The following is a 24,797-nucleotide window of genomic DNA, read 5'->3' as shown; positions in this document are numbered from 1 at the left end:
GGGCCGGAGGTCAAGCCTGAAACCCCGAAGGGGCGGCCGCCAGGCCGGGCTTGACCTCCGGCCCGCAGCCCCCATCCTCCACCCATCGCGGGGATGGCCCCAAAACACGCCAAACCTCTAAAAGCCCCAACCCACAACCCACAAACCAAAAAAGAACAGGCCCCCGGGAACCAACCCAAGAGCCCGCCCAAAGCCAAACCTCAAACAGCCCGAGACCCAGCCCCAACCCCGAACGAAGCCGAACGCCCGGAAGCTAACCCCAGATCCTCGGTGGGAACCCGATAGGTCTCCCGCCCGGTGGCGACGGCAATGGCGTTCAGCACGCAAAGGCCGGCGGTGAACAGCGCCACGTTCACCCACCCGTCCCGGCCGCCGCCGATGGCTTCGGCGATGCTGGGCGCGAACCCGGCCAGGGCGAACCCGATCTGCGTGCCGATCGCCATGCCGGAAAGCCGCACCCGCGCCGGGAACATCTCCCCGTAGAACGCGGGCCAGATCCCGTTGGTGGCGCTGTAGACCACGCCGAACATCAGGATCCCGGTGGTGAAGATCAGCGCGTAGTCGCCGAGCGACAGCGACCACAGGTACGCCGCCATCAGCACGGCGCATCCCAGGGAGCCGCCGATGAACACCGGCTTGCGCCCGATCCGGTCCGCCAGCTTCGCCCACAGCGGGATGGCGAACAGCGCCGCGATGTTGGCCAGCACGCCGACCCACAGGATCGGCGCCTTCGCCAGGCCGACGGTGTTCACCGCGTAGCTGAGCGCGTAGACGGTGAAGATGGTGCTCACCGCGGCGATCACCGAGGCGACCACGACGCGCAGCACGCTGGCCCAGTGGTCGCGGAACAGCGGGACGAGCGGCGTCTTGGCCCGCTTCGTCTCGCCCGCGGCCACTTCGTGTTCGAAGACGGGGGTTTCGTCGAGCTTGCGGCGGATCAGCAGGCCGGCGACGACCACCGCCGCGCTGAGCCAGAACGGCAGTCGCCAGCCCCAGGTCAGCAGGTGTTGTTCGGGCAGCGCGGCCACCGGCAGGAAGACCGCGGTCGCCAGGATCTGCCCGGCTTGGGTGCCGCTGAGGGTGAAGCTGGTGTAGTACGCGCGCCGGTCCGGCGGCGCGTGCTCCAGCGTCATCGAGTTCGCGCCCGCCTGTTCGCCGGCCGCCGAGAAGCCCTGCATCAGGCGCAGCGTCACCAGCAGGGCCGGCGCGGCCACGCCGATCTGGTGGTACGTCGGCAGGCAGCCGACCAGCACCGTCGACACGCCCATCAGCAGCACCGTGGAGACCAGCACCCGCTTGCGGCCGAAGACGTCGCCGATGTGGCCCAGCACGAAGGCGCCCACCGGCCTGGCGAGGTAGCCGACGCCGAAGGTGGCGAGCGCGAGCAGCGTGCCGGTCGCGGGGGAGGAGGCCGGGAAGAAGATCTTGTTGAAGACCAGCGCGGCCGCGGTGCCGTAGATGAAGAAGTCGTAGTACTCCAGGGCGCTGCCGATCCACGCGGCGACGGCGGCCTTGCGCGGTTTGCCCTGCGTGGCGGTGGAGTGGTCCGTCACTTGTAACTCCAAGGATCCGTGCACCGTTGCTCAGACCGGCGACTTATGAACCATCTAGTTAGTCCCAAAGGGTGAAGTGTGCGGCATCACCTGTCAAGGGTGCGTTTCGAGTGGGTGTCCGCGCTGGAGATCAGCGCGCGGTGAGGTAGTCGAGCACCAGGTCGCCGAGCATCGTGCGGTAGTGGTCGCGGCGGGCCGGGTCGAGCATGTCGCGCTTGAAGATCGCCTGGAACGTGTAGCGGTTCGCGGTGCGGAAGACGCAGAACGAGCTGATCACCATGTGCACGTCCAGGGCGTCGGCGTCCGCGCGGAACTGCCCGGCCGCCTGGCCGCGCTCCAGGATGCGGCCCAGCACGTCCACCGCCGGGGTGGCCAGGCCGGGCAGCAGCTCGGACTTGGCCAGGTGCTCGGCGCGGTGGATGTTCTCGATGCTGACCAGGCGGAGGAAGTCCGGGTGCGACTCGTGGTGGTCGAAGGTCAGCTCGGCGAGCCGCCGGATCGCCTCGATCGGGTTCAGGTCGTCGACGTCGACCTCGCGCTCGATGCCGCGGATCACGGAGTACGCGTTCTCCAGCGCGGCGAGGTAGAGCTGCTCCTTGCCGCCGAAGTAGTAGTAGATCATCCGCTTGGTGGTGCTGGTGCGGGCGGCGATCTCGTCCACGCGGGCGCCGGCGTAGCCCTTGTCGGCGAATTCCGCGGTGGCCACCTCGAGGATCTCCGCGCGCGTCCGCTCGGCATCGCGGTGCCGGATCTCCCTGGTGTCGGACGTCGGTGTTGCCACGGCGCTCCCTCGCGGTTTGGGCTGGACGCCCACTGTAGTGCAGCGGCCCTTCCCGGATCGGGGCTTCCGGCCTACTATTAACTAGCTGGTTCGTTAATTAGGAGGGGCTCAGGTGCGCAACCAGGACGGCTACCTCGTCGGGCTCATCGGATCGGGCATCGGCCCGTCGCTGAGCCCGCCGCTGCACGAGCGCGAGGCCGACGAGCTCGGACTCCGCTACCTCTACCGCCGATGGGACCTGGACGTGCTGGGCAGGCCGGTGTCGGCGATAGGGGAGCTGCTGGCCGCCGCCCGCACCGCCGGCTACGACGGCCTCAACATCACGCACCCGGGCAAGCAGGCGGTGATCGAGCACCTCGACGAGCTCTCGCCGGACGCCGTCGAGCTGGGCGCCGTCAACACGGTCGTCTTCACCGGCGGTCGCGCCATCGGCCACAACACCGACTGGTCCGGCTTCGCCCGCAGCTTCAGCCGCGGCCTGCCGGACGCTCCGATGGATCGCGTGGTGCTCCTCGGAGCCGGCGGCGCCGGTGCCGCGGTGGCGCACGCGATGCTGACCTTGGGCACCGGGGTGCTCCGCGTGCTCGACGTCGACCCGCGGCGCAGCGAGGCGCTGGCCGAGTCGCTGCGTGCGCGCTTCGGCGTCGACCGCGCGGAAGCCGCCCCGCTGGGGTCCGCCGCCGAGGCGCTGGCCTGGGCGGACGGTTTCGTGCACGCCACGCCGACCGGGATGGCCGCGCACCCCGGCCTGCCGGTGCCCGCCGAGCTGCTGCGCCCCGGGCTGTGGGTGGCCGACGTCGTCTACCGGCCGCTGGAGACCGAACTCGTGCTCGCCGCGCGGGCGAACGGCTGCCGGGTCCTCGACGGTGGGGGCATGGCCGTGTTCCAGGCCGTCGACTCGTTCCGCCTGTTCACCGGCGTCGAGCCGGACGCCGCGCGGATGCTCCGCCACTTCACCGAACTCGCCGGAGGTGTGCATGCCCACGGCTGATGCCCGCAGGGTGATCGCCACCGTCTGCCTGTCCGGCACCCTGGAGGACAAGCTGGCCGCCGCCGCGGCGGCCGGGTTCGACGGCGTCGAGATCTTCGAGAACGACCTGATCGCCTCCGCCGCCTCGCCCGCCGAGATCCGGCGGCGCTGCGCCGACCTCGGGCTGACCATCGATCTCTACCAGCCGTTCCGGGATTTCGAGGCGGTCCCGCCGGACGTGCTGCGGGCCAACCTGCGGCGTGCCGAGCGCAAGTTCGACGTGATGGAGCAGCTCGGCGCCGATCTGGTGCTGGTGTGCTCGACGGTCTCGCCGGACGCGGTCGACGACGACGAACTGGCCGCCGAACAACTGCGACTGCTCGCCGAACGCGCCGCCGCGCGGGGCATGCGCGTCGCCTACGAGGCGTTGGCGTGGGGCCGGTTCGTCAACACCTACGACCACTCCTGGCGGATCGTGCGCCGCGCCGACCACCCGGCGCTCGGGTTGTGCCTGGACAGCTTCCACGTGCTGTCGCGGGGCAGCGATCCGGCGCTGATCCGCACCATCCCCGGCGAGAAGCTGTTCTTCCTGCAGCTGGCCGACGCGCCGCGGCTGGACATGGACGTGCTGCAGTGGAGCCGGCACCACCGGCTGTTCCCGGGGCAGGGTTCGTTCGACCTGCCGACCTTCGTCGGCAACGTGCTGTCCACCGGCTACGCGGGGCCGCTGTCGCTGGAGGTGTTCAACGACGTCTTCCGGCAGGCCGACCCGGGACCAGCGGCGGTGGACGCGATGCGGTCGCTGCGGCTGCTGGAGGAGCAGCTCGGGATGCCGGTCGCCGCGGCGGCACCGGAGCTCGGCGGTTGTGCCTTCGCGGAACTCGCCGTCGACGAGATCGCCTCGGCGCGGCTCGCCGACGCGCTCACGGCGCTCGGCTTCTCGCTCACCGGGAAGCACCGCAGCAAGCCGGTGCAGCTGTGGGAGCAGGGCGGCGCCCGGGTGCTGCTGAACGCCTCATCGTCCACATCGGACTCGGCGGCGATCGGTGCACTGGCGATGGAAAGCGCGGATCCCGGCCGGTCCGCGGAGCGGGCGGACGCGATGGGTGCGCCGATCCTGCCTCGCTCCCGAGGGCCTGAGGAAGCCAACCTGGCGTCGGTGGCGGCGCCGGACGGCACTGAGGTGTTCTTCTGCGACGCCGAGAGCTGGCTGTCGGACTTCCCCGGCACGGAGGCCCCGGCGGAACAGGGGCTGGGCATCACCGGAATCGACCACGTCGCGCTGACCCAGCCGTTCGACCACTTCGACGAGGCGACGCTGTTCTACCGCTCGGTCCTCGGGCTGGAGCCGGAGCCGGTCGTGGAGTACGCGGCGCCGTTCGGGATGGTGCGCAGCCGGGCGGTGCTCGACCCGTCCGGCACGGTGCGAATCGCGTTGAACGGCACCCTGGTGCGCCGCGGGGAGTGGGCGCCGGCGGTCCGGGACCCGCAGCACATCGCGTTCACCTGCGAAGACGTGCTGGCCGCGGCGCGGACCCTGCGCGAGCGGGGAGCACCGGTGCTGCGGATCCCGGACAACTACTACGACGACCTCGACGCGCGCCTGGAACTGGACCCACGCCTGCTGGCCGAGCTGCGGGCGAACTCGGTGCTCTACGACCGGGACGAGAACGGCGAGTACCTGCACCTGTTCACGGAACTGTTCGGCTCGCGGATCTTCTTCGAGCTCGTGCAGCGGATCGGCGGCTACGCCGGATACGGCGTGGCGAACGCGCCGGTCCGGATGGCCGCGCACCGCAGGCAGCGCATGGCCGGCACCGAGTCCTGACGCCGTGCGGTAGTGGCGGAGCCCGTGTGTGCTTTGTGCCGCCATAGCAACACAAAGCACACACGCGACGTTGCCTGCGGTTGGGCGATGATTGCCGGGCTTCTCTCGCGCAGACTGGGACCAATCCCGCAATGGCGCGAGAGGAGCCCGGCCTTGCTGCACCGCGATATCACCCGCCGGACCTTCTTATCGGCATCCGTGCTGGCCCTGGGCCTGGGAGCGGCAGCCCCGGCCGGTGCCTCGCCGGGCCGTTGCGGGGACCATCCCTGGTGCGTGCCCGGGCTTTCGCCCGACGAGCGCGCGAACCTGCTGCTGCGCGAGCTGACCCTGCCGGAGAAGATCTCCCTGCTCGGCGGCGACGAGCAGGGCGGCGGCGCGGGTTTTCCGGGCACCCACACCGGGACCGGGCACGGCGTCGATCGGGTCGGGCTGCCCACCGTGCGCTACGGTGACGGGCCGATCGGGGCTCGGCAGGGCAACGGCACCGCCATGCCCGCCACCATCTCGCTGGCCGCCACCTTCGATCCCGGCGCCGCGCTCCGCTACGGAGCGACCGTCGCCAACGAGATCAAGTGCAAGGGCAACGACGTCGTCTTCGGGCCGACCGTGGACATCGTGCGCACGCCGCTGGCCGGGCGGACGTTCGAAGGTTTCGGTGAGGATCCGCACCTGACGAGCCGATTGGGCGTCGCGTGGATCGACGGCGCGCACGGCGAGGGGCTGATCGTCTGCGTCAAGCACTTCGCCGCCTACAACCAGGAAGGCGTGCTCGGCGTGGTCGGTTCGCGGATGACCTACAACGCCGTCGTCGACCAGCGCACCCTTCGCGAGATCCACCTGCCGCCGTTCGAAGCCGCGGTGCGCGAGGCCGGCGCCGGGGCCGTGATGGGTTCGTACAACCGGGTCAACGGGCAGTACGCCTGCGAGAACCAGTGGCTGCTCAATGATCTGCTGAAGCACGAGTGGGGCTTTCCGGGCTACACGATCGCCGACTACGGCGCCACCCGGAACACCGCGAACTCGCTGACCAACGGCCTGGACTTCGAGCCGTGGCCCGCCTTGGCGTACTCGCCGCCGGCGATCTCCGCCGCGTTGGCGATGGGGCAGGCGAGCACCGCCGACGTCGACGACCACGTGCGGCGCATCCTGCGGACGATGTTCGCCCACGGCCTGTTCGACCGGCCGCCGTTCCCGGACGACGACGCGCTGATCGACCAGGACGGGCACCTGGCCACGGCCACGCGCATCGCGGAGCAGGGGACGACGCTGCTGGCCAACGACGGTCTGCTGCCGCTGGATGCGAATGCGTTGCGGGGCAAGAAGATCGCGTTGATCGGCGATGCGGCCGACCGGTTCGTGCAAGGCGGTGGCTCGTCGTCGGTCACGCCGTTCACGTTCGTCACTCCCCGGCAGGGCATCGAGCAGCGCGCAGGCTCGGAGATCACCGTCGCCTACCATCCCGGCCAGGTGCCGGCGGCCGCGGCCGCCGCAGCGCGCGACGCCGACGTCGCCGTCGTGTTCGCGGCCGATCTCCAGTCGGAGTTCGTGGACAAGGCCGGGCTCGACATCGACGCCGGGCTGCTGTCGTTCCCGCCGCCGGGTGTGGGGAGCCTGCTCGTCGACCAGGACGCGGTGATCGCGGCGGTGCTGGCGGCGAACCCGAACACCGTGGTGGTGCTGGAAACCGGGGGACCGGTGCTGACACCGTGGCGGCATCGGGCCCGCGCTTTGGTGCAGGCGTGGTACCCGGGCGCGGGCGGCGGTACGGCGCTGGCCCGGGTGTTGTTCGGCGACGTCGATCCGGGCGGCCGGCTGCCGGTGACCTTCCCGGAGCGGGAAGCCGACCTCCCGACCGCCGGCGACTTGCGGATGTATCCGGGCGTCGGTGAGGACGTGCACTACGAGGAAGGCGTGTTCGTCGGCTACCGGCACCTGCGCGCCTGAGAACCGGTCACACCGGTGGGGTCCAGGACGTGGTCCACAGGCGGGCGCCTTCGCCGTGGTGCAGGCGGCGCAGGAACGACAGGACTCCCGACGTGCCGGTCGACCACGGGGCGCTGGCCGCCTCCAGGGAGTTGTCCGGGAAGTCGGGCTTGGTGAAGTCACCGCCGCTGCGGGCCAGCATGTGCACCGCGATTTCTCGTGCTCCCGCCCAGAATTCCTCGTCCTCGGTGGCGATCGCCAGGTCGATCACCGCCTCGCCGATCCCGGCCAGGCCGCAGCACTGCGACACCACCCACGCTTGCGGCGCCAGGCCGAGGCAGGCTCGGGCGCCGTCCTTCGCCAGCACCCAGTACCGGTCGTCGTCCCAGTGTTGCGCCGCCGACACGAGCGCCGAGACGACGCCCGACATGCCTTGACACCACGACGCCGCCATCGGCCGCGCCGGCGGGCGCCGCAGGACCTCGATCAGCCCCGCCACCTCGTCCGCGAGCGAGGAGAACCGCCGCGCCGCCTCGGCTTCCGCCTCCGGGTGGCCGGTGTGCTGGTGGTAGGCGAGCAGGAACTGCGCGATTCCCGCGCTGCCGTGGGCGAATCCGGCTTCCAGCGCGACACCGGTGTCCGCCGCGGCCGGGACCGCGTCCTCGGTGGCGCGCGTCTCGCCGCTGAGCAGCCGCCGCGCGCATTCGTCGACTTGCGCCAGGTGTCCGGCGTCCGGTTCCAGGGCGTGCAGGACCAGGTGGCCCGCGCCGATCCCGGCGACGCCGTGGATGTAGTCGCCGCGCTCGTCGGCGGCGAGCTCGATCGGCTTGGACACCGGCAGATCCGGTGCCGCCCGGCGGGCGGTCGACAGGAAGATCTCCGTTCCCGTGCGGCCGAAGTACATCGCGGCCGGTAGCTTCGCCGGTGGCGTCGCGGCGATCGTCCAGCGCGCCAGCTCCAGCCCGGCGGCCACGCCCCGCGGATGGTGCAGCAGCTCCAGGCCCAGGCCCGCGGAACCGCTGTAGACGTTCGTCTTCGGCGGCTCCGAGCGGCCGACGTCGGTCGGCGACGCCGCCATCCGCTCCGCCGCGCCGATGCACTCCTGGATCGTGTGCTCCAGCACCGATTCGAGCAGCTCCGCGGTGAGTTCCGGCGCCGAGGGGCGGGAACCGCGCCGGGTGCGGCTACCGGCGCGGAGGTCGGCGAAGGCCGCCGTGCGCTCGGCCGGATCGAGGCTGATCAGCCCGGGCAGCAGGGCGCGCACCCCGGTCGCGTTCGGGTACAGGCGTTCCAGGCACAGCAGCGAGCGTTCGAGGTTCCGGGCCGGGTCCTGGTCGACGCCGATCGGGTTGATGCCGGTGGCGGCGAAGAACAGGGTGGCGCCCAGGGAGAAGTAGTCGTCCGCCGGTTCCGCCTGCCGGTCGGTGTGCTGGTCCGGCACGCTGTAGCCGCGGGTCCAGCCGTGCAGCTGGAAACCGTCGTAGTAGCTGTTGCCGAAGTCGATGAGCGTGCAGCGGCCGTCGTCGTCGAGCACCACGTTCTTCGGCGACAGGTCCCGGATCACCACGCCCCGCTCGTGCACCGCGGCGAGGATCTCGGCCAGCCGCGCGGCGAGCACGCCCAGGTCGCGGTCCGCGCTGGTGGCGTCGTCGAAGAACCGGGTCCGCTCGCCGACGTACCGGTTCAGGTCGAGGGTGCCGGCGTCGGTGATGACCAGGTACTCGTCCTCGCCGTGCCGGAAGTGGTCGAGCAGCCCGGGCACGCCGTCCACCCCGTCCAGGGCTTGCAGGATGCGCCGCTCGTTGCGCAGCTGCATGCGCAGGTCGATGCCGTTGATGTTCTCCCCGACGTAGGCGCGGGCCTCCTTGACCACCACCGCGCGGCCGTCGGGATCCACGGCGCGGTAGACGTTTCCGCGCGGTCCGCGCAGGACTCCCGAGGTGAGCCGGTACCGCCCGCCGAGCACGCTGGGCCGCGCGGTCGTCGGCTGCGCGGCCGGTTCCGGTTCGGGGTCCGGTTCCGGGCGGAACGGGTCGCTCGCCCACGGCGGGCAGCTGAACTCGGCGCCCGCGGCGCCCGGCTCCACCTCGCCGTCCGGGCCGATCACCACGAGTTCGAAGTCGCCGTTCTCGTCGACGCGGTACTGCGGCCGGAACGGCGCGAAGCGGTAGTACACCGGCGCGTCCGGCCGTATGCGCCGGTCGCTGGTGATCCGCGGGCCGGTCATCCCGGCGAGCGCTTCGGCCAGCAGGTTTCCCAGCCGCACCACGGTGTCCTGCGGCGGGTAGACGGTCATCGCCTTGCCGACCGTCGCCGGGTCGGCGTCGCCGGAGTTGAGCTCGTGCAGCACCCGCCGGGAGCGCGCGACCTTGAAGTCGCAGTCCCAGGCCAGCAGCAGCGGCAGCGCCCGGTCGAGCGTCTCGGCGAGCGTGCCCGGGCGCGCGGAGATGTGCAGCTTCCAGCCCTGGTCCGGCACCGCGATACCGGGTTTCCGCACGCTCACCCAGGTTTCGTCGACGGCCACCTCCCGGCCGTCGCGCTCCGCCGCCTCCGCCAGCCGATCCCGCACGGTGGTGTCCGAATCGGTCGCCGTCGTCTCCATGCTGTGCCGCTCCCTGGTCGAATCCGATTTGCGCGACGGCGGGAGGACCCGGAGGTCCTCCCGCCGCCTGATCACCCGAGGCTCAGACGAGTGTCTGACAGCAGGGCCATAAGGTGCACACCGTGCGCTTGCAGGTGTCCGCGCACCCCTGTGCGCCGTGCAGAACCTTCATGTCGCCTTCGAAGGCGACTGAGATTCCCTCGATTTCGATGATTCCGGCGTCCCGGGGTTCCAGTCCGAGTGCGGGCATCTGCCTGACTCCTTTCGCGGCTGTCGGATTTCGGCGAATCGCCGAGTTACCGTTTTTCCCGCAATTGACGGGAAACCGCCCCCCGGAATTGCTTTCCGGTAGTCGTCAGATGATCGACGGACAGCAGGGGAAGCTGCTGCACACGGTGCGCTTGCAGGTGTTCACGCACGCCTGCGCTCCGTGCAGGACCTCCTTGAGGTCGATCTCGAAGTCCACCGAAATGTCTTCGATTTCAACGGTTCCCGCGTCGCGGGGCTCCAGCAGCAAGGTGGACATGTTCGCTCCTAACTCGTCCGCCGATCTGGCGGGACGTTCTGAGGATTCCCGGTGCGACGGTGGATTGTCGTTGCACGCCAACGGGTTCGCTTCAGGCGTGAATGAAAGGTCGAGATCCGCCGGTGCTGACGCCCTCGGCGCAATCCCCAGAATTGTTGGCACAGGTCACTTCGCAGACCTAGGGCCAAACGGGGTAACAACGACAAGATTGCGGATCGGTGTCCGCTCGTCTAACTTCTCGAACGTGATGGGGCGAAGTCGTTGTGCGGCACGCCGTTCGAGCGCCGGTCGGCACCGATGAAGTGGTGGCGGCGGGAAACACCCGAACCGGTTGATCTCGTCGCGCCGTACTGGCAGGCGCACGATTCGGAGATGCTGTCCGCCGGGCTGGGCGCGATCGCGCGGCGGCTGCCCGGCTTGGTGGGCAATGCGGTCGCGGTCGCCTGGCGGGCCAGCCGGCTCGACACGGCGGCGACGCTCGGGCTGAACGTGCTCGCCGGGTTCTTCACGGCGTTCGGCCTGCTGGCCACCAACGACGTGCTGGAGTCGTTGTTCGCCGCGGGCCCGACCGCGCAGCGGGTCACCGCGGCGGTCCCTGCGCTGCTGCTGGTGGCCGGGGCCGCCGGGCTGCGCGCCGGGCTGATGGCCGTGGCGAGCTGGGCGCAGGAGCGGCTGAAACCGCAGGTCGAGCGGCTGGCCGAGACGCGGCTGTTCCGGCTGACCACGCGGGTGGAGCTGACCGCGTTCGACGACGAGGAGTTCCACAACTCCATGCAGCGGGCGCGGGACAACGGCGTGCCCGACTCGGCGACGGTCGTGGAGATGACGGTCAACGTCCTCACCGGCGCGATCGGCGTGCTCTCGGGCGCGATCACGCTCGGCCTCCTGCACACCGCGCTGATGCCGCTGCTGCTGGTCACGGCGGTGCCCGACGGGTGGGCGGCGCTGCGTTCGGCGCGGATGCGCTACGCCGCGTTCCGCCGGATCTCCACCGCGCGGCGGCGCAAGTTCATGCTCTCCGACCTGATGGCCGAGCGGCCGCCCGCGGCCGAGGTGCGGGCCTTCACGCTGCGCCGCTTCCTGCTCGCCGAGTACGACCGGATCGCCGACTACGAGCAGCGGATCGAGCTCGACGTCGCCTGGCAGCGGGCCACCACCAGGGTGTCCGGCGACCTGATGGGCGGCGTCGCGCTCGGCGCGGTGTACGCGGTGCTGGGCGCGATGCTCGCGTTCGGACTCATCCCGCTGGCGGTGGTCGGCACCGCCGTGCTGGCGATCCGGGCCAGCCAGTCGTCGCTGACGAGCCTGGTGCAGTCGGTGAACAAGCTCTACGAGGCCGGGCTCTACTTCGGCGACTACCTGGAGTTCTGCGAGCTGGCCGAGCGGCGGGTGCCGCCGGAGCGCACCTCGGCGGAACCCGGCGAATTCCGGCGCATAGCGGCGGATTCCGTGCATTTCGGGTACCCGGGCGCGGATTCGCCCGCGCTGTCCGGGGTGAGCGTCGCGGTCGAGCGCGGCGAGGTCGTCGCGCTGGTGGGGGAGAACGGTTCCGGCAAGACCACGCTGGCCAAGCTGCTGGCCGGACTGTACACACCGGACTCCGGCGCGATCCGCTGGAACGATGCGGACATCACCGGGATCGCCGGCGATGTGCTGCGGGAGCGGATCTCGGTCATCGCGCAGGACCACACCCGCTGGCCGCTGACCGCCGAGCAGAACATCGTGATGGGCCGGGAACGCGACGACGAGAAGCTGGCCGAGGCGGCCCGCGCCGCCGGGGCGGACGAGGTCGTCGCCCGGCTCGCCGACGGCTACGACACCTTGCTGGACCGCCGGTTCCACGGCGGGCACGACCTCTCCGGCGGGCAGTGGCAGCGGATCGCGATCGCCCGCGCCTTCTACCGCGACGCGGACCTGATGATCTTCGACGAGCCGACCTCGGCGCTGGACCCGCGCGCCGAGCACGCGCTGTTCGAACGCATCCGCCAGCACGCCGAGGGCCGGACGGTCGTGCTGATCTCGCACCGGCTCTCCAGCGTGCGCTACGCGGACCGGATCTACGTGCTGGACCGGGGGGAGGTCGTCGAGCAGGGCACGCACCCGGAGCTGATGTCGGTGAACGGCCGTTACGCGCAGCTCTACGAACTCCAAGCCGCCGCCTACCGCGCGGAACAACCCAGCTCGGCGTAAGGGATCTGTTCCAGGTAGGTGGGCCAAGCGGCTGCGCCGCTTCGAAGAAAAGAGGTGGCTGGATGCACTGGTTCGGGTCGGCGGCGCTCGCGGTGTGCGGCGTGCTGGCGTTCGCCGCGATCAGCAAGTTGCGCAGCGTCGGCGGGTTCGCCCGGTCCATCGCCGGGTACCGGATCTTCCCGGACCGGCTGGCCCCGGTGCTGGCGCCCGTCGTGATCGCGGCCGAGCTGCTGAGCGCGGTTCTGCTGGTCGTCCCGCCGCTGCGGGTGTGGGGCGCGGTGCTGGCCGCCGGGCTGTTCGCGGCTTTCCTGATCGGCATGATCAGCGTGCTGCGGCGCGGGATGCGGGTGGACTGCGGCTGCTTCCAGGCGGCGGAAACGATCGGCGCGGGCTCGGTCACCCGGACCGCACTGCTGTTCGTGCTGGCCGTGCTCGCCTGCCTCGCGGGTGACGCTCCGGTCGGGCCGGCGCACGTGCTGGTGGGTGCGGTGCTGGTGGCCGCGGTGTTCGGGTTGTCCGGATTGCTGAAGGTCCCGCCGCACGGCCCGGCGCGGGGTGCCGTGCTGGAGATCGGCGCCGATGTCGCCGCGTTCGCCGATGGCGGCGACCGCGTCCTCTTCGCCTACATCTCCCCGCTGTGCGGGCATTGCCGGCTGATGCTGCCGGAATTCGGCGCCGCGGCGCGGAAGTTGCCCGTGGTGCTGCTGAGCAACGGTGCGCCGGATGAGGTCCGGGACTACCTGGACCGGCAGGGCATCTCGCTGCCGCTGGTGACCGGGCCGGACGTGTTCGACGCCAACAACGTTCCGGGCCCGCCGTACGCCGTCGTCACCACCGGGTCGGGCGTGGTGCTCTCGCAGGGCGGCGCGAACCGGCCGGAGCAGCTGGCGAGCCTGCTCGCCGAAGCCGGGAATTGACCGGCGGATCCGAATCGGCCGTTTGGTCCTCTGTGGGCGGACATCGCCGAAATGGGTAGCAAGATCACCGAAATTCCACCGACGTGCGGTCGGGGCGGCGGCGCGCGGTGCCCCGCCGGTCGTAGATTGGTGTCGGCGAGCGGGCCCCGACGGGCCGCGATGCCGATCCACGGCCGGGGAGGAACACGGTGGTCCAGCAGGAGGAGACCGCGCGGCGCCGGTGGCGCGGCAAGATGCCGAGCATCACCGCCGGCGCAGTGCTCGTGGTGGCGGTGCTGTGCGTGAGCTCGGCGGTCGGCCTGGCGCTTTTCGGGAACGTGCAACCGGTGCGCAGGTTCGTCGACAACGTGCTGTTCCCGGCGCCGCCGAACATCGCGTACGGCGCGTTCCTGGCGGTGCTGGCGGCCGCGCTGAAGCGCCGCAAGCGGCTCGCGCTGTGGATCCTGATCGGCATCCTGGCCCTGCAGGTGATCGGCGACATCGTGGTGCTCGTGGTGCTGGGCGACCACATCGAGGCGCTGTGGATGGACGAGCTGGGCGCCCGCTACCACGTGCCGATCGACCACGTGTGGATCTTCAGCACCAACATCGTCGTCTCGGCGCTGGCGTTCGTGCCGCTGTGGCTTTCGCGCGGAGAGTTCTACGGCCGCGCCAAACGCGGCAGCGGCTACCAGGCGGCCCTGGTGTTCGTGCTGCTCATCGCCGCGTTCGTGGGCCTCGGATACGTCCTGGTGTCGCTGTTCCCGGGTTCGCTGCGGGGCGCGCAGGCGCGGCTGACGTGGACCGTCGAGCGGGTGCTGGGCGGCGCGGTCGACTTCGACGTCACCGGCTTCGGGCACGCGCCCGGCTGGGTCAACTTCGTCCTCGGCCTGTTCGGCACGGCAGCCCTGTTCACCGCGCTGTTCCTGCTGCTTCGCGCGCAGCGGCTGGCCGCCGCCCTGCGCCCCGAGGAGGAGCGGCAGGTCCGGCAGCTGCTCGCCGAGCATGGCGAACGCGATTCGCTGGGCTACTTCGCCACCCGCCGCGACAAGGCGGTGCTGTTCTCCGACAGCGGCAAGGCCGCGGTCACCTACCGGGTCGTCGCGGGGGTCTGCCTGGCCAGCGGCGACCCGCTGGGCGACGCGGAGGCCTGGCGGCCGGCGATCGAGAAGTGGCTGGCGATGTGCCGGGAGTACACCTGGACGCCGGCGGTGATGGGCGTCAGCGAACCCGGCGCCACGGCGTACGCCCGCGCCGGGATGAAGGTGCTGCAGCTCGGCGACGAGGCGGTGGTGCACGTCGCGGAGTTCGGCCTGGACGGCCGGGACATGCGCCCGGTGCGGCAGGCGGTGAGCCGGGTCCAGCGGGCCGGGCACACGGCGCGCATCCGGCGGCACCGGGAGGTGCCCGCGGCGGAGATGACCGAGATCGCGCGGCTGGCCGAGGACTGGCGCGACACCGAGAGCGAACGCGGCTTCTCGATGGCGCTGGGGCGGCTCGGCGACCCGCAGGACGGCGACTGCGTGCTGGTCGAAGCGGTGAGCGACCGCGGCGAACCCGTGGCGCTGCTGTCGCTGGTGCCGTGGGGCCGCAACGGGCTGTCGCTGGACCTCATGCGCCGCGACCGAGACGCGGACAACGGCGTCGTCGAGTTCATGGTCAGCTCGCTGGCGCAGGCCGCGCCGCGGCTCGGGGTGGAGCGGATCTCGCTGAACTTCGCGATGTTCCGCGCCGCCTTCGAGGAGGGCGCGCGCATCGGCGCCGGGCCGGTGCTGCGGGCCTGGCGGGGCCTGCTGCTGTTCTTCTCCCGGTGGTGGCAGCTGGAGTCGCTGTACCGGTCGAACGTCAAGTACCGGCCGCACTGGTTCCCGCGCTACGTGGCGTTCGCCGAACGGCGCGATCTGGCGCGGGTCGGCATCGCCTCGGCGATCGCGGAGGGCTTCCTGCCCGCGCCGCGGCGGAAGTCCACATCGGACGAGATGGTGGAAGTTCCGTTTCTGGAAGCGGAAAGCGGGGAGCCGCAGCGCATCGGATCGCAACAGCAGCAGGTCCGGCGGGACAAGCTGGACGCCCTGCGCGCCGCCGGCGTCGAGCCGTACCCGGTCTCGGTGCCGCGCACCGAGCGCTGCCGGGCCGTCGCCACCCGCCACCGGGACCTCCTGCCGGACGCCAGGACCGGCGAGCAGGTCTCGGTGGCCGGGCGGGTGGTGCTGCTGCGCGACCACGGCGGCGTGTGCTTCGCGACGCTGCGGGACTTCTCCGGCGACCTGCAGGTCATGCTCACCACCAAGGACTCCGGGGCCGAGCTGCAGCAGGCGTGGCGGCAGCAGGTGGACATCGGCGACCAGGTGTCGGTGACCGGCGAGGTCGTCGCCTCGCGGCGCGGCGAGGTGTCGGTGCTGGCGGCCGACTGGCGGCTGGCGGCGAAGTGCCTGCACCCGTTGCCGGACAAGCACCGCGGCCTGGTCGACCCCGAGGCCCGGGTCCGGCAGCGCCACGTGGACCTGATCATGCGCCCCGGCGCCCGCGACGCCCTGCGCGCCCGTGGCGCCGCCGTGCACGCGTTGCGGGAAACGCTGGTGCGATCGGATTTCCTCGAAGTCGAGACCCCGATGCTGCAGCCGGTGCACGGCGGCGCCAACGCGCGGCCGTTCACCACCCACAGCAACGCCTACGACATGCGCCTGTACCTGCGGATCGCGCCCGAGCTGTACCTGAAGCGGCTGTGCGTGGGCGGCGTGGAGCGGCTGTTCGAGATCGGCCGCAACTTCCGCAACGAAGGCGTGTCGCACAAGCACAACCCCGAGTTCACGATGCTGGAGGCGTACCAGGCCTTCGGCGACTACACGACGATGCGCGAGCTGTGCCGCGACCTGGTGCTCGCCGCCGCCAACGCCGCGCGCGGGGAGCCCACGGCGATCGGCCCGGACGGCGAGTTCGGCCTCGACGGCGACTGGCCGGTCGTGCCGGTCAACGACGCGGTCTCGGCGGCGCTCGGCGAGGAGATCACCGCCGACACCGGGCTGCCGCGCCTGCAGGAGCTATGCGATGCGGCGTCGGTGCCGTACGAGGAGCACTGGGAGCGCGGCGCGGTGCTGCTGGAGATGTACGAGCGGCTGGTGGAGTCGCGCACCGCCGAACCCACGTTCTACACCGACTTCCCGGCCGACGTGTCGCCGCTGACCCGGCCGCACCGGGACGATCCGCGGCTGGCGGAGCGCTGGGACCTGGTCGCGTTCGGCACCGAACTCGGCACCGGCTACTCCGAGCTGGTCGACCCGATCGAGCAGCGCCGCCGGCTCACCGAGCAGTCGCTGCACGCCGCGGGCGGCGACCCGGAGGCGATGGAGCTCGACGAGGACTTCCTCGCGGCCCTCGAGTACGCGATGCCGCCCACCGGTGGCCTGGGGCTGGGCGTGGACCGGCTGATCATGCTGCTCACCGGCGGCTCGATCCGGGAAACCCTGGCCTTCCCGCTGGTCAGGACGGACTTCGCTGGCCGGCGGTGAAGTTCTCGGCGGCGAAGGCCAGCAGGTAGGGCAGGCCGATGCGGGCCGTGCGCCAGGTGTGCCATTCGCCCGGTTCGGCGCGCACCGCGACCGTCGCGCCGCGCGCGGCGAGCTGCTCGCCGAGCCGGTTGGCGAGGTCGACGTCGGAGTGCGCGACGACGCCGGCGTGCAGCATCACCGCGAGCGGCCGCGCCACCGGCAGCGTCGGCAGGTACTCGCGCGGCGTGTTCGCCCGCAGCAGGTCGGGATGGCCGTCGAGCAGCGCCGTGCCGGGATCGTCGTAGGGTTCGGTCGCGAGGATCACCGAGTAGGTGTTCTGGTTGCGCAGCCCCAGGTTCAGCGCGCAGAACGCGCCGCCGCTCATGCCGCCGATCGCCCGGTCGCCCCGGTCGGGCAGGGTGCGGAACCGGGCGTCGATCTCCCGCGGCACGGTCGTCGTCAGGTAGGACTCCAGCTGCGGGCCGCCCGGCACGTTCAGGCATTCCCAGTCGGTGCCGGTGCCCGCGGTGGCGTCGACCGCCACGACGATCATCGGCCGCGCGGCGCGCGCGTCCGCCAGCGCCTGCAGGGTCTGCACCGCGCCACCAGGGCCGAGCCAGTCGTCCGGGCCGCCGCTGGGATAGCCGTGCACCAGGTACACCACCGGATACCGCTCGCCGGAGTGCGCCGGGTCGTCGTAACCCGGTGGCAGCAGCACCCTGGTCCGGCCGGTCGGGACGCCGAGCCCGGGATCGGGCAGCGAGACGTCGGCGACCCGCACGCCGCCCGGCACCGGGTCCGGCTCCGCCGGCGCGGCCGGTTCGGCGTCGCCGTTGCCTCCGCTGGCGAGCATCAGCAACCGCCCGAAGTCGTCGAACGACCGCACGTAGCCGACGTAGCTGTTGACGCCCGCCGCGCACGTCAGCACCGCGAGCAGAACCGGGACGATCAGGGCGATCCGGCGCATTCGCCACCGCTTGACGACCACGATCGCGGCGACGGTCAGCAGCGCGAGCGCCACCACCAGCACCACGGATTCCAGCGGGCTGCGCCCGCCCGCCTGTTCGGTGACCGAAGCGGGCAGCTGCGGTCCCGGGCCTATGCCACTCGTCAATGCCACTCGCACGGGTTCGATTATTGCCCAACGGGCGAAACCGCAGTTCTGATCGGTGTTTTCGGCACTATGGTCCGGTTTTTGCGTTTCGTGCCGGGAAAATCCCGGTACGCTGGCGAGCGTCCACTTCGGTCGGTGTCGGTTTTCTGGGAGGTTGCCGGGAATGCGGTGGATCGCCGATTTCTGCGCGGATCTCTCACTCGTCGACTGGTGGCCCCTGCGCGCGCTGCTGCTCGCCACGGCGCTGCTGTTGCTCGTGCTGCTGGTGTGGCGGTTCCGCGAACGGGCGATGCGCGCCGTGCTCATCCCGCTCGTGGTGGCGTTGTTCGCGGTGAACGCCCTGATCGGGGTGAACGCGTACTTCGGGTACTACCTGACGCTCTCCCAGGCGCTCGGCGTGGCCGGTGAGAGCACGGGCTCGCTGGCGATGCTCAACGCCCAGGCGACGCCGCCGGAGTCCGGCATGGTGGTCACCATCGACATCCCCGGGCGCGACTCGGGATTCCAGGCGCGCCCGGCGAACGTGTACCTGCCGCCCGCGTGGTTCGCCCGGCCCCGGCCGAGGCTGCCGGTGAAGTGCCTGCTGCACGGCACTCCCGGCAGCCCGGCGGACTGGCTGGACGGCGGCGAGGCGCAGCAGACCGCCGACCGCTGGGCGGCCCAGCACGGCGGCGCGGCGCCGATCGTGGTGATCCCGGACGTCAACGGCGGCGCCTTCGACGACACCGAATGCGTCGACGGCGTCCGCGGCAACGCCGAGACCTACCTGACCACCGATGTGCCCCGCTTCGTGCGCAACCGGTTCCTCGCCCGGGATCCCGGGCCGGACTGGGCGGTGGCCGGGCTCAGCGAAGGCGGCAGCTGCGCGATCATGCTGGCGTTGCGCCATCCCGGGCTGTTCGGGACGTTCGCGGACTTCGGCGGGCTGCTCGGCCCGCGCGACGGCGACACCAACGATCTCGCAGGCACCGCGGCCGCGCTGTTCGGCGGCTCGCAGCGGGAGTTCGACGCCCACGAGCCGTCCTGGCTGCTGGCCCACGGCAGGTTCCCCGGGCTGCACGGCTTCTTCGCGGTCGGCGACGACGACCCGGAGCCGCGAGCGGCCGTGCTCCGGCTCGTCGAGCTGTCCCGCCTGGCCGGGATCGACACCGAACTGGTGGTGATTCCCGGCGGCGAGCACACCTTCGACGTCTGGCGCACGGCCTTGGCCGACGCCCTGCCCTGGATATCCGGCCGCCTGAGCCCGGGCTGATCCGCCGCTAGAGATCCCGTGCGTACTTTTTGCCGCTACAACAGCACGAAGTACTCACGGGACCTGGGCGGCCGGAACGCCCGTGCAGGCCCGAAGCCCCTCGGTGAGCAGCTCGCGATCGAGGTTGCGGCCGATGAACACGACCTTGCTGCCCCGCGCGTCCCGGCCCCAGGGGTCGGCCGGGCGGAGCTCGAAGATCCGGTGGATGCCCTGCAGGACGTGGCGCCGCGCGTCGCCGCGGACCGCGACGACGCCCTTGAGCCGGTACAGGTCGTCGCCGTGCTCGGCCGTCAGCTCGGACAGCCAGGCGCGCAGCGCGGCCTCGTCGAAGTCCTCCGCCAGCTCCACGCCGACCGAGGTCACGGCCGGGTCGTGGAAGTGCTCCTGCTCGTCCAGCCAGGCCGGGTGGACGATGCGGTTGAACGCGCCGACGCCGAGGATGTCGTCGAGGTCGACCCGCGAATAGCTGGACGTGATGATCTCGGCGGTCGCGTTGATGCCGCGCAGCCGCTCCCGCAGCGCCGCCACGCCGGCCTCGTCGACCAGGTCGACCTTGTTGAGCACCAGCCGGTCGGCGAACGCGATCTGGTCGACCGCCTGGTGACCGACGCCGTCGGGCCCGGCCTCGTCGAGGTGCCGGTCGATGTGCTTGGCGTCGACCAGCGTCACGATCGCGTCCAGCGCGAAGTGCTCGCTGATCTCGTCGTCGACGTAGAAGGTCTGCGCCACCGGGTTCGGGTCGGCCAGGCCGGTCGTCTCGATCAGCACCCGGTCGATCTTCTCCTTGCGCTCCACCAGCTTCCGCAGCGTCTCGACGAGATCGGTGCGGGCCGTGCAGCAGATGCAGCACCCGTTGCTGAGCTCGAAGAACTGCTCGTCGGAGCGCAGCACCAGCGCGTCGTCGATCGGGATCTCGCCGAACTCGTTCTCGATGACCGCGATGCGGTGCCCGTGGTCGGCGGTGAGGATGTGGTTGACCAGGGTCGTCTTCCCGGCGCCGAGGAAGCCGGTCAGCACGGTCACGGGAATCTTGCTCATTGCGCTCCTCCTGTGGTGCCCAGCAGTCGGCGGGCGTTGGTGCGGGCGGATTCGGAGACCACGATGCGGTCGCCGGCGAAGTCGGGGCCGCGGGTCGCGTCCAGCCCCATCCGGGAGGTGGTGCCGCTGGGGTCCGAGGAGGGATCCAGCGGCGATCCCGGAAGTCCGTCCACCACGAACACGTCGCGGTGCGGTTGGAAGTGCGTGGCCAGGGCCCAGAGCACCTCGGCGTCGGAGGTGACGTCCACGTCGGCGTCCACGGCGACGGCCGTCTTCACGTACGGATCCCAGCCGAGCAGCCCGAGCAGCACCTGCCGGGCCTGGCCGGGGCGCGACGGGCGCAGGGCGACGTAGCAGTGGAAGTGCGTGCCCGAGGTCGGGTAGTGCACGGCGGTGACGTCGGGGAAGCGGTCCTTGAGCTTCTCGGCGAGTTCGGATTCGCGCGGGATGCGCGCCAGGTTCAGGTGATCGGCGGTGTTGCCGCCCTCGACGTCGATGAGCATCGCGTCCCGGCGGCGCAGCACGGTCTCCACGCGCAGCACGTTGTTGGTGGAGCGGTGCGAGGAATAGCCGGAGAACTCGCCGAACGGGCCTTCTTCGGCGTGCAGCTGCGGGTCGATGGTGCCTTCCAGCACGAAGTCCGCCCACGCCGGGACGCCGATGCCGTGCCGCGGCGTGCGCACCACCTCCAGCGGCTCGCCGAACAGCCCGCCCGCCACCGCGCGCTCGTCCACATCGGACGGAACGCGGGCCGAGGCGGCGAGCATGAACAGCGGGTGCCCGCCGATGACCATCGCGACCGGCATCGGCCTGCCGAGCGCGGCGTACTCGGCCAGCAGTCGCCACAGGTCGCCGCGGGAGTGCAGGCTGGTGGCGAGCTCGGTGGGGGAGTGCACCATCGACCGGTGGTAGCTCATGTTGCTCACCCCGGTGTCCGGGTCCTCGGCGATCACGATGCCGCTGGTGATGTAGGGAGCGCGGTCGGAGGCGAAGTGCCGGAGCATCGGCACCGCCGAGAGGTCCACATCGGACGATGCGATCCCGGTGACCGGACCGGAGTCCACGACGCGCGGCGCCAGCGGCCGGGAGGCGCGCGACTGGTACGCCTCGTGCAGCCCGGCGGGCTCGACGCCGAGGATGCGGGAGATCCGCCGCCGGGAGGCGAAGACGTTGCTCACCACCGGCGTCTCCACACCGTCGACCTTGTTGCACACCAGCATCTCGTCGCGGCCGCGCGCGATGAGCTCGTAGATCAGCCCGGTGACGCCCTCCTCGGCGGAAACCGGCTCGTCGATGACGAGGACGTCGTCGGGATGCTCGCGGCGGTAGTCCGCGAGGAAGGCGTGCGCGTCCTGGCGCGGGGAGAGGTTCACCGGAGGGGCTCCTAGCTGTTGGCGGGTCCTTGCCAGCGGGGGAACAGGTCGTGGTCGATGCCGAACTGGTCGAGGATCTTGCCGGTGATGTGCGCCAGGAGGTCGTCGACGGAGCCGGGCCGGTGGTAGAACGCCGGCATCGGCGGCAGCACCACCGCGCCCGCCTCGGTCGCCGCGACCATGTTGCGCAGGTGCACCAGGCTCAGCGGCGTCTCGCGGGTGACCAGCACCAGCCGGCGGCGCTCCTTCAGGCACACGTCGGCGGCGCGGGTCAGCAGGTCGTCGCTGTAGCCGTGCGCGATGCCGGCCAGCGTCTTCATCGAGCACGGCACCACGACCATGCCCATGGTGGGGAAGGATCCGGAGGCGATGCTGTCGGCGATGTCGCCGCGCTGGTGGCACACGTCGGCCAGCGCGGCGACATCGGCGGGCCGCAGCCCGGTCTCCAGCTCGATGGTGCGGTGCGCGGCGCGCGAGACGACCAGGTGCGTCTCGACCGCGCCGAGCTGCCGCAGGCTGGTGAGCAGGTGGATCGCCAGCTGCGGCGCGCTGGCGCCGGTCACGCCCACGACGAGTCGGTCACGCATGCTTGCCTTCCCGGAGGTGGAACAGGGCGTTGAGCACCACCGCGAGCACCGTTCCGGTGGCCACGCCGCTGTGCAGGAAGACCTGCGCGACGAACGGCAGCTGGTGGTAGAACTCCGGCGCGCCGGTGGGCACCAGGCCGATGCCCAGCGACACCATCACGATGATCAGGTTCCCCGACCGCTTGAAGTCCACTTTGGATAGGAGTTCGATGCCGGACACGGTCAGCGCGGCGAAGGTGACCACGGCGACGGCGCCGATCACGGGCTGCGGGATCGCCGCGACCAGTCGGCCGATCGGCTGGATCACGCCCAGCAGCACCAGGATCACGCCGCCCACGGCGACCGGGTACCGGCTGCGCACCTTCGTCAGGGCGATCAGGCCGATGTTCTGGCCGAAGGTGGTGTAGGCGAAGCCGCTGAAGATGCCGCTGAGCGCGGTCAGCAGCCCGTCCACCCGCAGCAGCCGGCTGATCTCGGCGGGCCCGACCTCGCGGCCGACCACCTGGCCGACGGCCAGGCCCTGCCCGGACGCCTCCACGGTCAGCACCAGCACGACGATCAGGAACAGCAGGATCGACGGGATGTCGAACTGCAGCGGGCCGTAGTGGAACGGCAGCGGCACGCCGATCACCGGCCCGGCACCGACCTCGGCCAGGTTCCCGGCCCCGAACAGCCAGCCGACGGCCGCCGCGACGACCAGCGCCAGCAGCAGGGAGATCTGACCCAGCAAGCCCTTCAGGAACCGCGAGAACAGCACCACCAGCAGCACCGTGAACCCGGCGAGCAGGAGGTTGCCCGGCGCGCCGTAGCCGGGCGCGTCGGGATCCTTGCCCGCGATCAGCCGCAGCCCGACGGGGATCAGCGTCAGGCCGATCAGCGTGATGACGGTGCCGGTGACCACGGCGGGGAACAGCCGCAGCAGGCTGCCGAAGAACGGCGCCAGCAGCACCCACAGGATCCCGGCCACCAGCAGCGACCCGTACACCGTCGGCAGCCCCTTGGTCTGGCCGATCAGGATCATCGGAACGATGCCGTTGGAGGCGGCGCCGACGACCAGCGGCATCCGGATGCCGAACTTCCACAGGCCCAGCGACTGCAGGACGGTGCCGATGCCGGCCAGCACCAGGTCGATGCACACGAGCGTGGCGATCTCGTCTTGGCTCAGGCCGAGCGCGGCGCCGATGACCATCGGCACCACGACCACCCCGGCGTACATCACCAGCACGTGCTGCAGGCCCAGCAGGATCGTGTGCCCCCACGGCGGCCGGTCGTCGACCCCCATGTCCGATGTGGACTGCTCCGGTTCGTTGCGCACCATGTCCGACCGTCCTCACCGCGGCCCGGCGGTGGCGGCCGCCGGCGCGTTCCGATTCAGCACCAGGTTGAGCAGGAACGCGGCGATGCCACCGGCCGCGATGCCGCTGGAGAGCACCGGCTGCAGCACGCCGGGCAGGTTCGCGTAGAACTCGGGCGCGCCCACCGGCAGCAGCCCGAAGCCGAAGGAGACGGCGACGATCAGGATGTTGCGCGCCTGGCCGAGATCGGCCTGCGCCATGATCTTCACCCCGATCGCGCCGACGGTGCCGAACATGACGACCCCGACGCCGCCGAGCACCGGCCCGGGCAGCGACGCGACGGCGGCGCCGAGCTTCGGCAGCAGCCCGATCAGCACCAGCAGCGCGCCCGCGGTGGCGACCACGAACCGGCTGAGCACTCGGGTCATGCTGACCAGCCCGACGTTCTCGCCGAAGGTGACGATGGTGAAGGAGTTGAAGACCCCGGCGAACGCGGTGCCCACGCCGTCGGCGCGCAGCGCGCGGGCCAGCTCGTCGTGGCCGATGTCGCGGCCCGCGATCTGGCCGATGGCGACGGTGTCCCCGGTGGACTCCACCATGTTGACCAGCTGGATGATGATCATCGGCAGGATCGCCGCGATGGTGAACTCGGGCAGTCCGAACGCGAACGGCTGCACCGCGCCGAACCACGACGCCTCGCCCACCGCGGAGAAGTCGGCCAGGCCCAGCGGCAGCGCCACCAGCGTGCCGGCGACCAGGGCGATCAGGATCGCGAACCGGGCCACGGCCGCCGGCGCGAACGCCTCCACCAGCACCACCAGCGCGATCGTGCCCAGGGCCATCAGCAGCCGCGTCGCCGAGGCGAAGTCGGCGGCGGCCGGGTCGGTGCCCGCGATCAGCTTCGACGTGGAGGGCAGCAGCGAGAAGCCGATGATCGCGATGATCGTGCCGGTCACGATCGGCGGGAAGAACCGCATCAGGCGGCTGAACCACGGCGCGACCACCCAGGTCAGCAGCCCGGCGACGATGGTCGCGCCGAACACCGCGGGCAGCCCGCCGTCCTTGCCGACCAGGATCGCCGGGGTGATCCCGGTGAACGTCGAACCCATCACGATCGGCAGCCGCACGCCGATGTTGAACACGCCGAGCGCCTGCAGCAGCGTGGCGAGGCCGCTGACCAGCACGTTGGCCGACACCAGCACGGCGATCTGCTCGGTGGACATGCCGATGCCGAGCCCGATCAGCAGCGGGACGGTGGCCATCCCGGAGTAGGCGACCAGCACGTGCTGCAGGCCCAGCGGCAGCAGCTGGCGCAGCGGCGGAACGGTGTCGACGGCATCGGGCGGGGCGGTGGCGCGAGGTCTGGGGCGGAAGCGCATGG

General features: G+C 71.3%; 17 protein-coding genes. 7 read left to right on the top strand and 10 right to left on the bottom strand.

Annotated features, from left to right (window positions below; genetic code table 11):
- Window positions 1-200 precede the first annotated feature (200 nt).
- On the bottom strand, window positions 201-1,553 hold the full coding sequence (locus AB0H93_RS40165; protein WP_358581198.1) for an MFS transporter: 1,353 nt from the start codon (window positions 1,551-1,553) through the stop codon (window positions 201-203).
- A 130-nt stretch (window positions 1,554-1,683) separates the two neighbouring features.
- Window positions 1,684-2,334, bottom strand: coding sequence for a TetR/AcrR family transcriptional regulator (locus AB0H93_RS40160; protein WP_358581195.1), 651 nt, complete (start codon window positions 2,332-2,334; stop codon window positions 1,684-1,686).
- A gap of 112 nt (window positions 2,335-2,446) precedes the next feature.
- Between AB0H93_RS40160 and AB0H93_RS40155 the strand changes: the two genes are divergently transcribed.
- From AB0H93_RS40155 to AB0H93_RS40145, 3 genes are all read left to right on the top strand, one after another.
- Window positions 2,447-3,325 carry a shikimate dehydrogenase gene (locus AB0H93_RS40155; protein WP_358581192.1) on the top strand — a complete coding sequence of 293 codons (879 nt, stop codon included), beginning with the start codon at window positions 2,447-2,449 and terminating at the stop codon, window positions 3,323-3,325.
- Window positions 3,312-5,132, top strand: a complete 1,821-nt coding sequence (locus tag AB0H93_RS40150) for a TIM barrel protein (protein ID WP_358581189.1) — start codon at window positions 3,312-3,314, stop codon at window positions 5,130-5,132. Before AB0H93_RS40155 ends, AB0H93_RS40150 begins: the two co-directional genes overlap by 14 nt.
- A gap of 153 nt (window positions 5,133-5,285) precedes the next feature.
- A complete protein-coding gene (locus AB0H93_RS40145) occupies window positions 5,286-7,076 on the top strand; it encodes a glycoside hydrolase family 3 C-terminal domain-containing protein (RefSeq protein ID WP_358581187.1) in 1,791 nt (596 codons plus the stop codon).
- A 7-nt stretch (window positions 7,077-7,083) separates the two neighbouring features.
- Here AB0H93_RS40145 and lanL read toward each other — a convergent pair whose 3' ends face one another.
- Both lanL and AB0H93_RS40135 read right to left on the bottom strand, forming a co-directional pair.
- Window positions 7,084-9,657, bottom strand: a complete 2,574-nt coding sequence (lanL, locus tag AB0H93_RS40140; protein ID WP_358581185.1) for a class IV lanthionine synthetase LanL — start codon at window positions 9,655-9,657, stop codon at window positions 7,084-7,086.
- 355 nt (window positions 9,658-10,012) lie between these two features.
- Window positions 10,013-10,183, bottom strand: coding sequence for a hypothetical protein (locus tag AB0H93_RS40135; protein WP_165968588.1), 171 nt, complete (start codon window positions 10,181-10,183; stop codon window positions 10,013-10,015).
- A gap of 297 nt (window positions 10,184-10,480) precedes the next feature.
- On the opposite strand from AB0H93_RS40135, the gene AB0H93_RS40130 reads away from it, so the two are divergent.
- The 3 genes from AB0H93_RS40130 to lysX all read left to right on the top strand — a co-directional run bounded on the left by AB0H93_RS40130 (window position 10,481) and on the right by lysX (window position 16,778).
- Window positions 10,481-12,373, top strand: coding sequence for an ABC transporter ATP-binding protein (locus AB0H93_RS40130; protein WP_358581181.1), 1,893 nt, complete (start codon window positions 10,481-10,483; stop codon window positions 12,371-12,373).
- A 62-nt stretch (window positions 12,374-12,435) separates the two neighbouring features.
- A complete protein-coding gene (locus AB0H93_RS40125) occupies window positions 12,436-13,290 on the top strand; it encodes a MauE/DoxX family redox-associated membrane protein (RefSeq protein WP_358581178.1) in 855 nt (284 codons plus the stop codon).
- Between the two features lie 188 nt (window positions 13,291-13,478).
- Window positions 13,479-16,778, top strand: a complete 3,300-nt coding sequence (lysX, locus tag AB0H93_RS40120) for a bifunctional lysylphosphatidylglycerol synthetase/lysine--tRNA ligase LysX (protein WP_358581176.1) — start codon at window positions 13,479-13,481, stop codon at window positions 16,776-16,778.
- Here the strand turns inward: lysX and AB0H93_RS40115 are convergent.
- Complete coding sequence (locus AB0H93_RS40115; protein ID WP_358581173.1) at window positions 16,750-17,877, bottom strand: alpha/beta hydrolase-fold protein; 1,128 nt, start codon at window positions 17,875-17,877, stop codon at window positions 16,750-16,752. The genes lysX and AB0H93_RS40115 overlap by 29 nt on opposite strands.
- A 157-nt stretch (window positions 17,878-18,034) precedes the next feature.
- On the opposite strand from AB0H93_RS40115, the gene AB0H93_RS40110 reads away from it, so the two are divergent.
- On the top strand, window positions 18,035-19,123 hold the full coding sequence (locus AB0H93_RS40110) for an alpha/beta hydrolase-fold protein (RefSeq protein WP_358581170.1): 1,089 nt from the start codon (window positions 18,035-18,037) through the stop codon (window positions 19,121-19,123).
- 54 nt (window positions 19,124-19,177) lie between these two features.
- Here the strand turns inward: AB0H93_RS40110 and AB0H93_RS40105 are convergent, their stop codons facing one another.
- Genes AB0H93_RS40105 through AB0H93_RS40085 form a run of 5 tightly spaced genes read right to left on the bottom strand, consistent with a single transcriptional unit; the run spans window position 19,178 to window position 24,723 of the window.
- Window positions 19,178-20,161, bottom strand: a complete 984-nt coding sequence (locus tag AB0H93_RS40105; protein WP_358581168.1) for a GTP-binding protein — start codon at window positions 20,159-20,161, stop codon at window positions 19,178-19,180.
- Window positions 20,158-21,534, bottom strand: a complete 1,377-nt coding sequence (locus AB0H93_RS40100; RefSeq protein WP_358581165.1) for a UbiD family decarboxylase — start codon at window positions 21,532-21,534, stop codon at window positions 20,158-20,160. The genes AB0H93_RS40105 and AB0H93_RS40100 overlap by 4 nt, the downstream gene beginning before the upstream one ends.
- Before the next feature lie 11 nt (window positions 21,535-21,545).
- Window positions 21,546-22,121, bottom strand: a complete 576-nt coding sequence (locus AB0H93_RS40095; protein WP_358581162.1) for a UbiX family flavin prenyltransferase — start codon at window positions 22,119-22,121, stop codon at window positions 21,546-21,548.
- Complete coding sequence (locus AB0H93_RS40090) at window positions 22,114-23,439, bottom strand: nucleobase:cation symporter-2 family protein (protein ID WP_358581159.1); 1,326 nt, start codon at window positions 23,437-23,439, stop codon at window positions 22,114-22,116. Before AB0H93_RS40090 ends, AB0H93_RS40095 begins: the two co-directional genes overlap by 8 nt.
- Window positions 23,440-23,451: 12 nt before the next feature.
- Complete coding sequence (locus AB0H93_RS40085; protein WP_358581204.1) at window positions 23,452-24,723, bottom strand: nucleobase:cation symporter-2 family protein; 1,272 nt, start codon at window positions 24,721-24,723, stop codon at window positions 23,452-23,454.
- Between the last annotated feature and the right edge of the window lie 74 nt (window positions 24,724-24,797).

It is taken from the genome of Saccharopolyspora sp. NPDC050642 (assembly GCF_040654735.1).
GTDB lineage: Bacteria > Actinomycetota > Actinomycetes > Mycobacteriales > Pseudonocardiaceae > Saccharopolyspora > Saccharopolyspora elongata.
This window is presented reverse-complemented; position numbering and strand designations above follow the sequence as displayed.

Excerpts from the sequence above, each read along its gene's own strand:
- AB0H93_RS40150 (WP_358581189.1), top strand. The coding sequence starts at position 3,312 with ATGCCCACGGCTGATGCCCGCAGGGTGATCGCCACCGTCTGCCTGTCC.
- lanL (WP_358581185.1), bottom strand. The coding sequence starts at position 9,657 with ATGGAGACGACGGCGACCGATTCGGACACCACCGTGCGGGATCGGCTG.
- AB0H93_RS40135 (WP_165968588.1), bottom strand. The coding sequence starts at position 10,183 with ATGTCCACCTTGCTGCTGGAGCCCCGCGACGCGGGAACCGTTGAAATC.
- AB0H93_RS40130 (WP_358581181.1), top strand. The coding sequence starts at position 10,481 with ATGAAGTGGTGGCGGCGGGAAACACCCGAACCGGTTGATCTCGTCGCG.
- AB0H93_RS40125 (WP_358581178.1), top strand. The coding sequence starts at position 12,436 with ATGCACTGGTTCGGGTCGGCGGCGCTCGCGGTGTGCGGCGTGCTGGCG.
- AB0H93_RS40110 (WP_358581170.1), top strand. The coding sequence starts at position 18,035 with ATGCGGTGGATCGCCGATTTCTGCGCGGATCTCTCACTCGTCGACTGG.
- AB0H93_RS40105 (WP_358581168.1), bottom strand. The coding sequence starts at position 20,161 with ATGAGCAAGATTCCCGTGACCGTGCTGACCGGCTTCCTCGGCGCCGGG.
- AB0H93_RS40095 (WP_358581162.1), bottom strand. The coding sequence starts at position 22,121 with ATGCGTGACCGACTCGTCGTGGGCGTGACCGGCGCCAGCGCGCCGCAG.
- AB0H93_RS40090 (WP_358581159.1), bottom strand. The coding sequence starts at position 23,439 with ATGGTGCGCAACGAACCGGAGCAGTCCACATCGGACATGGGGGTCGAC.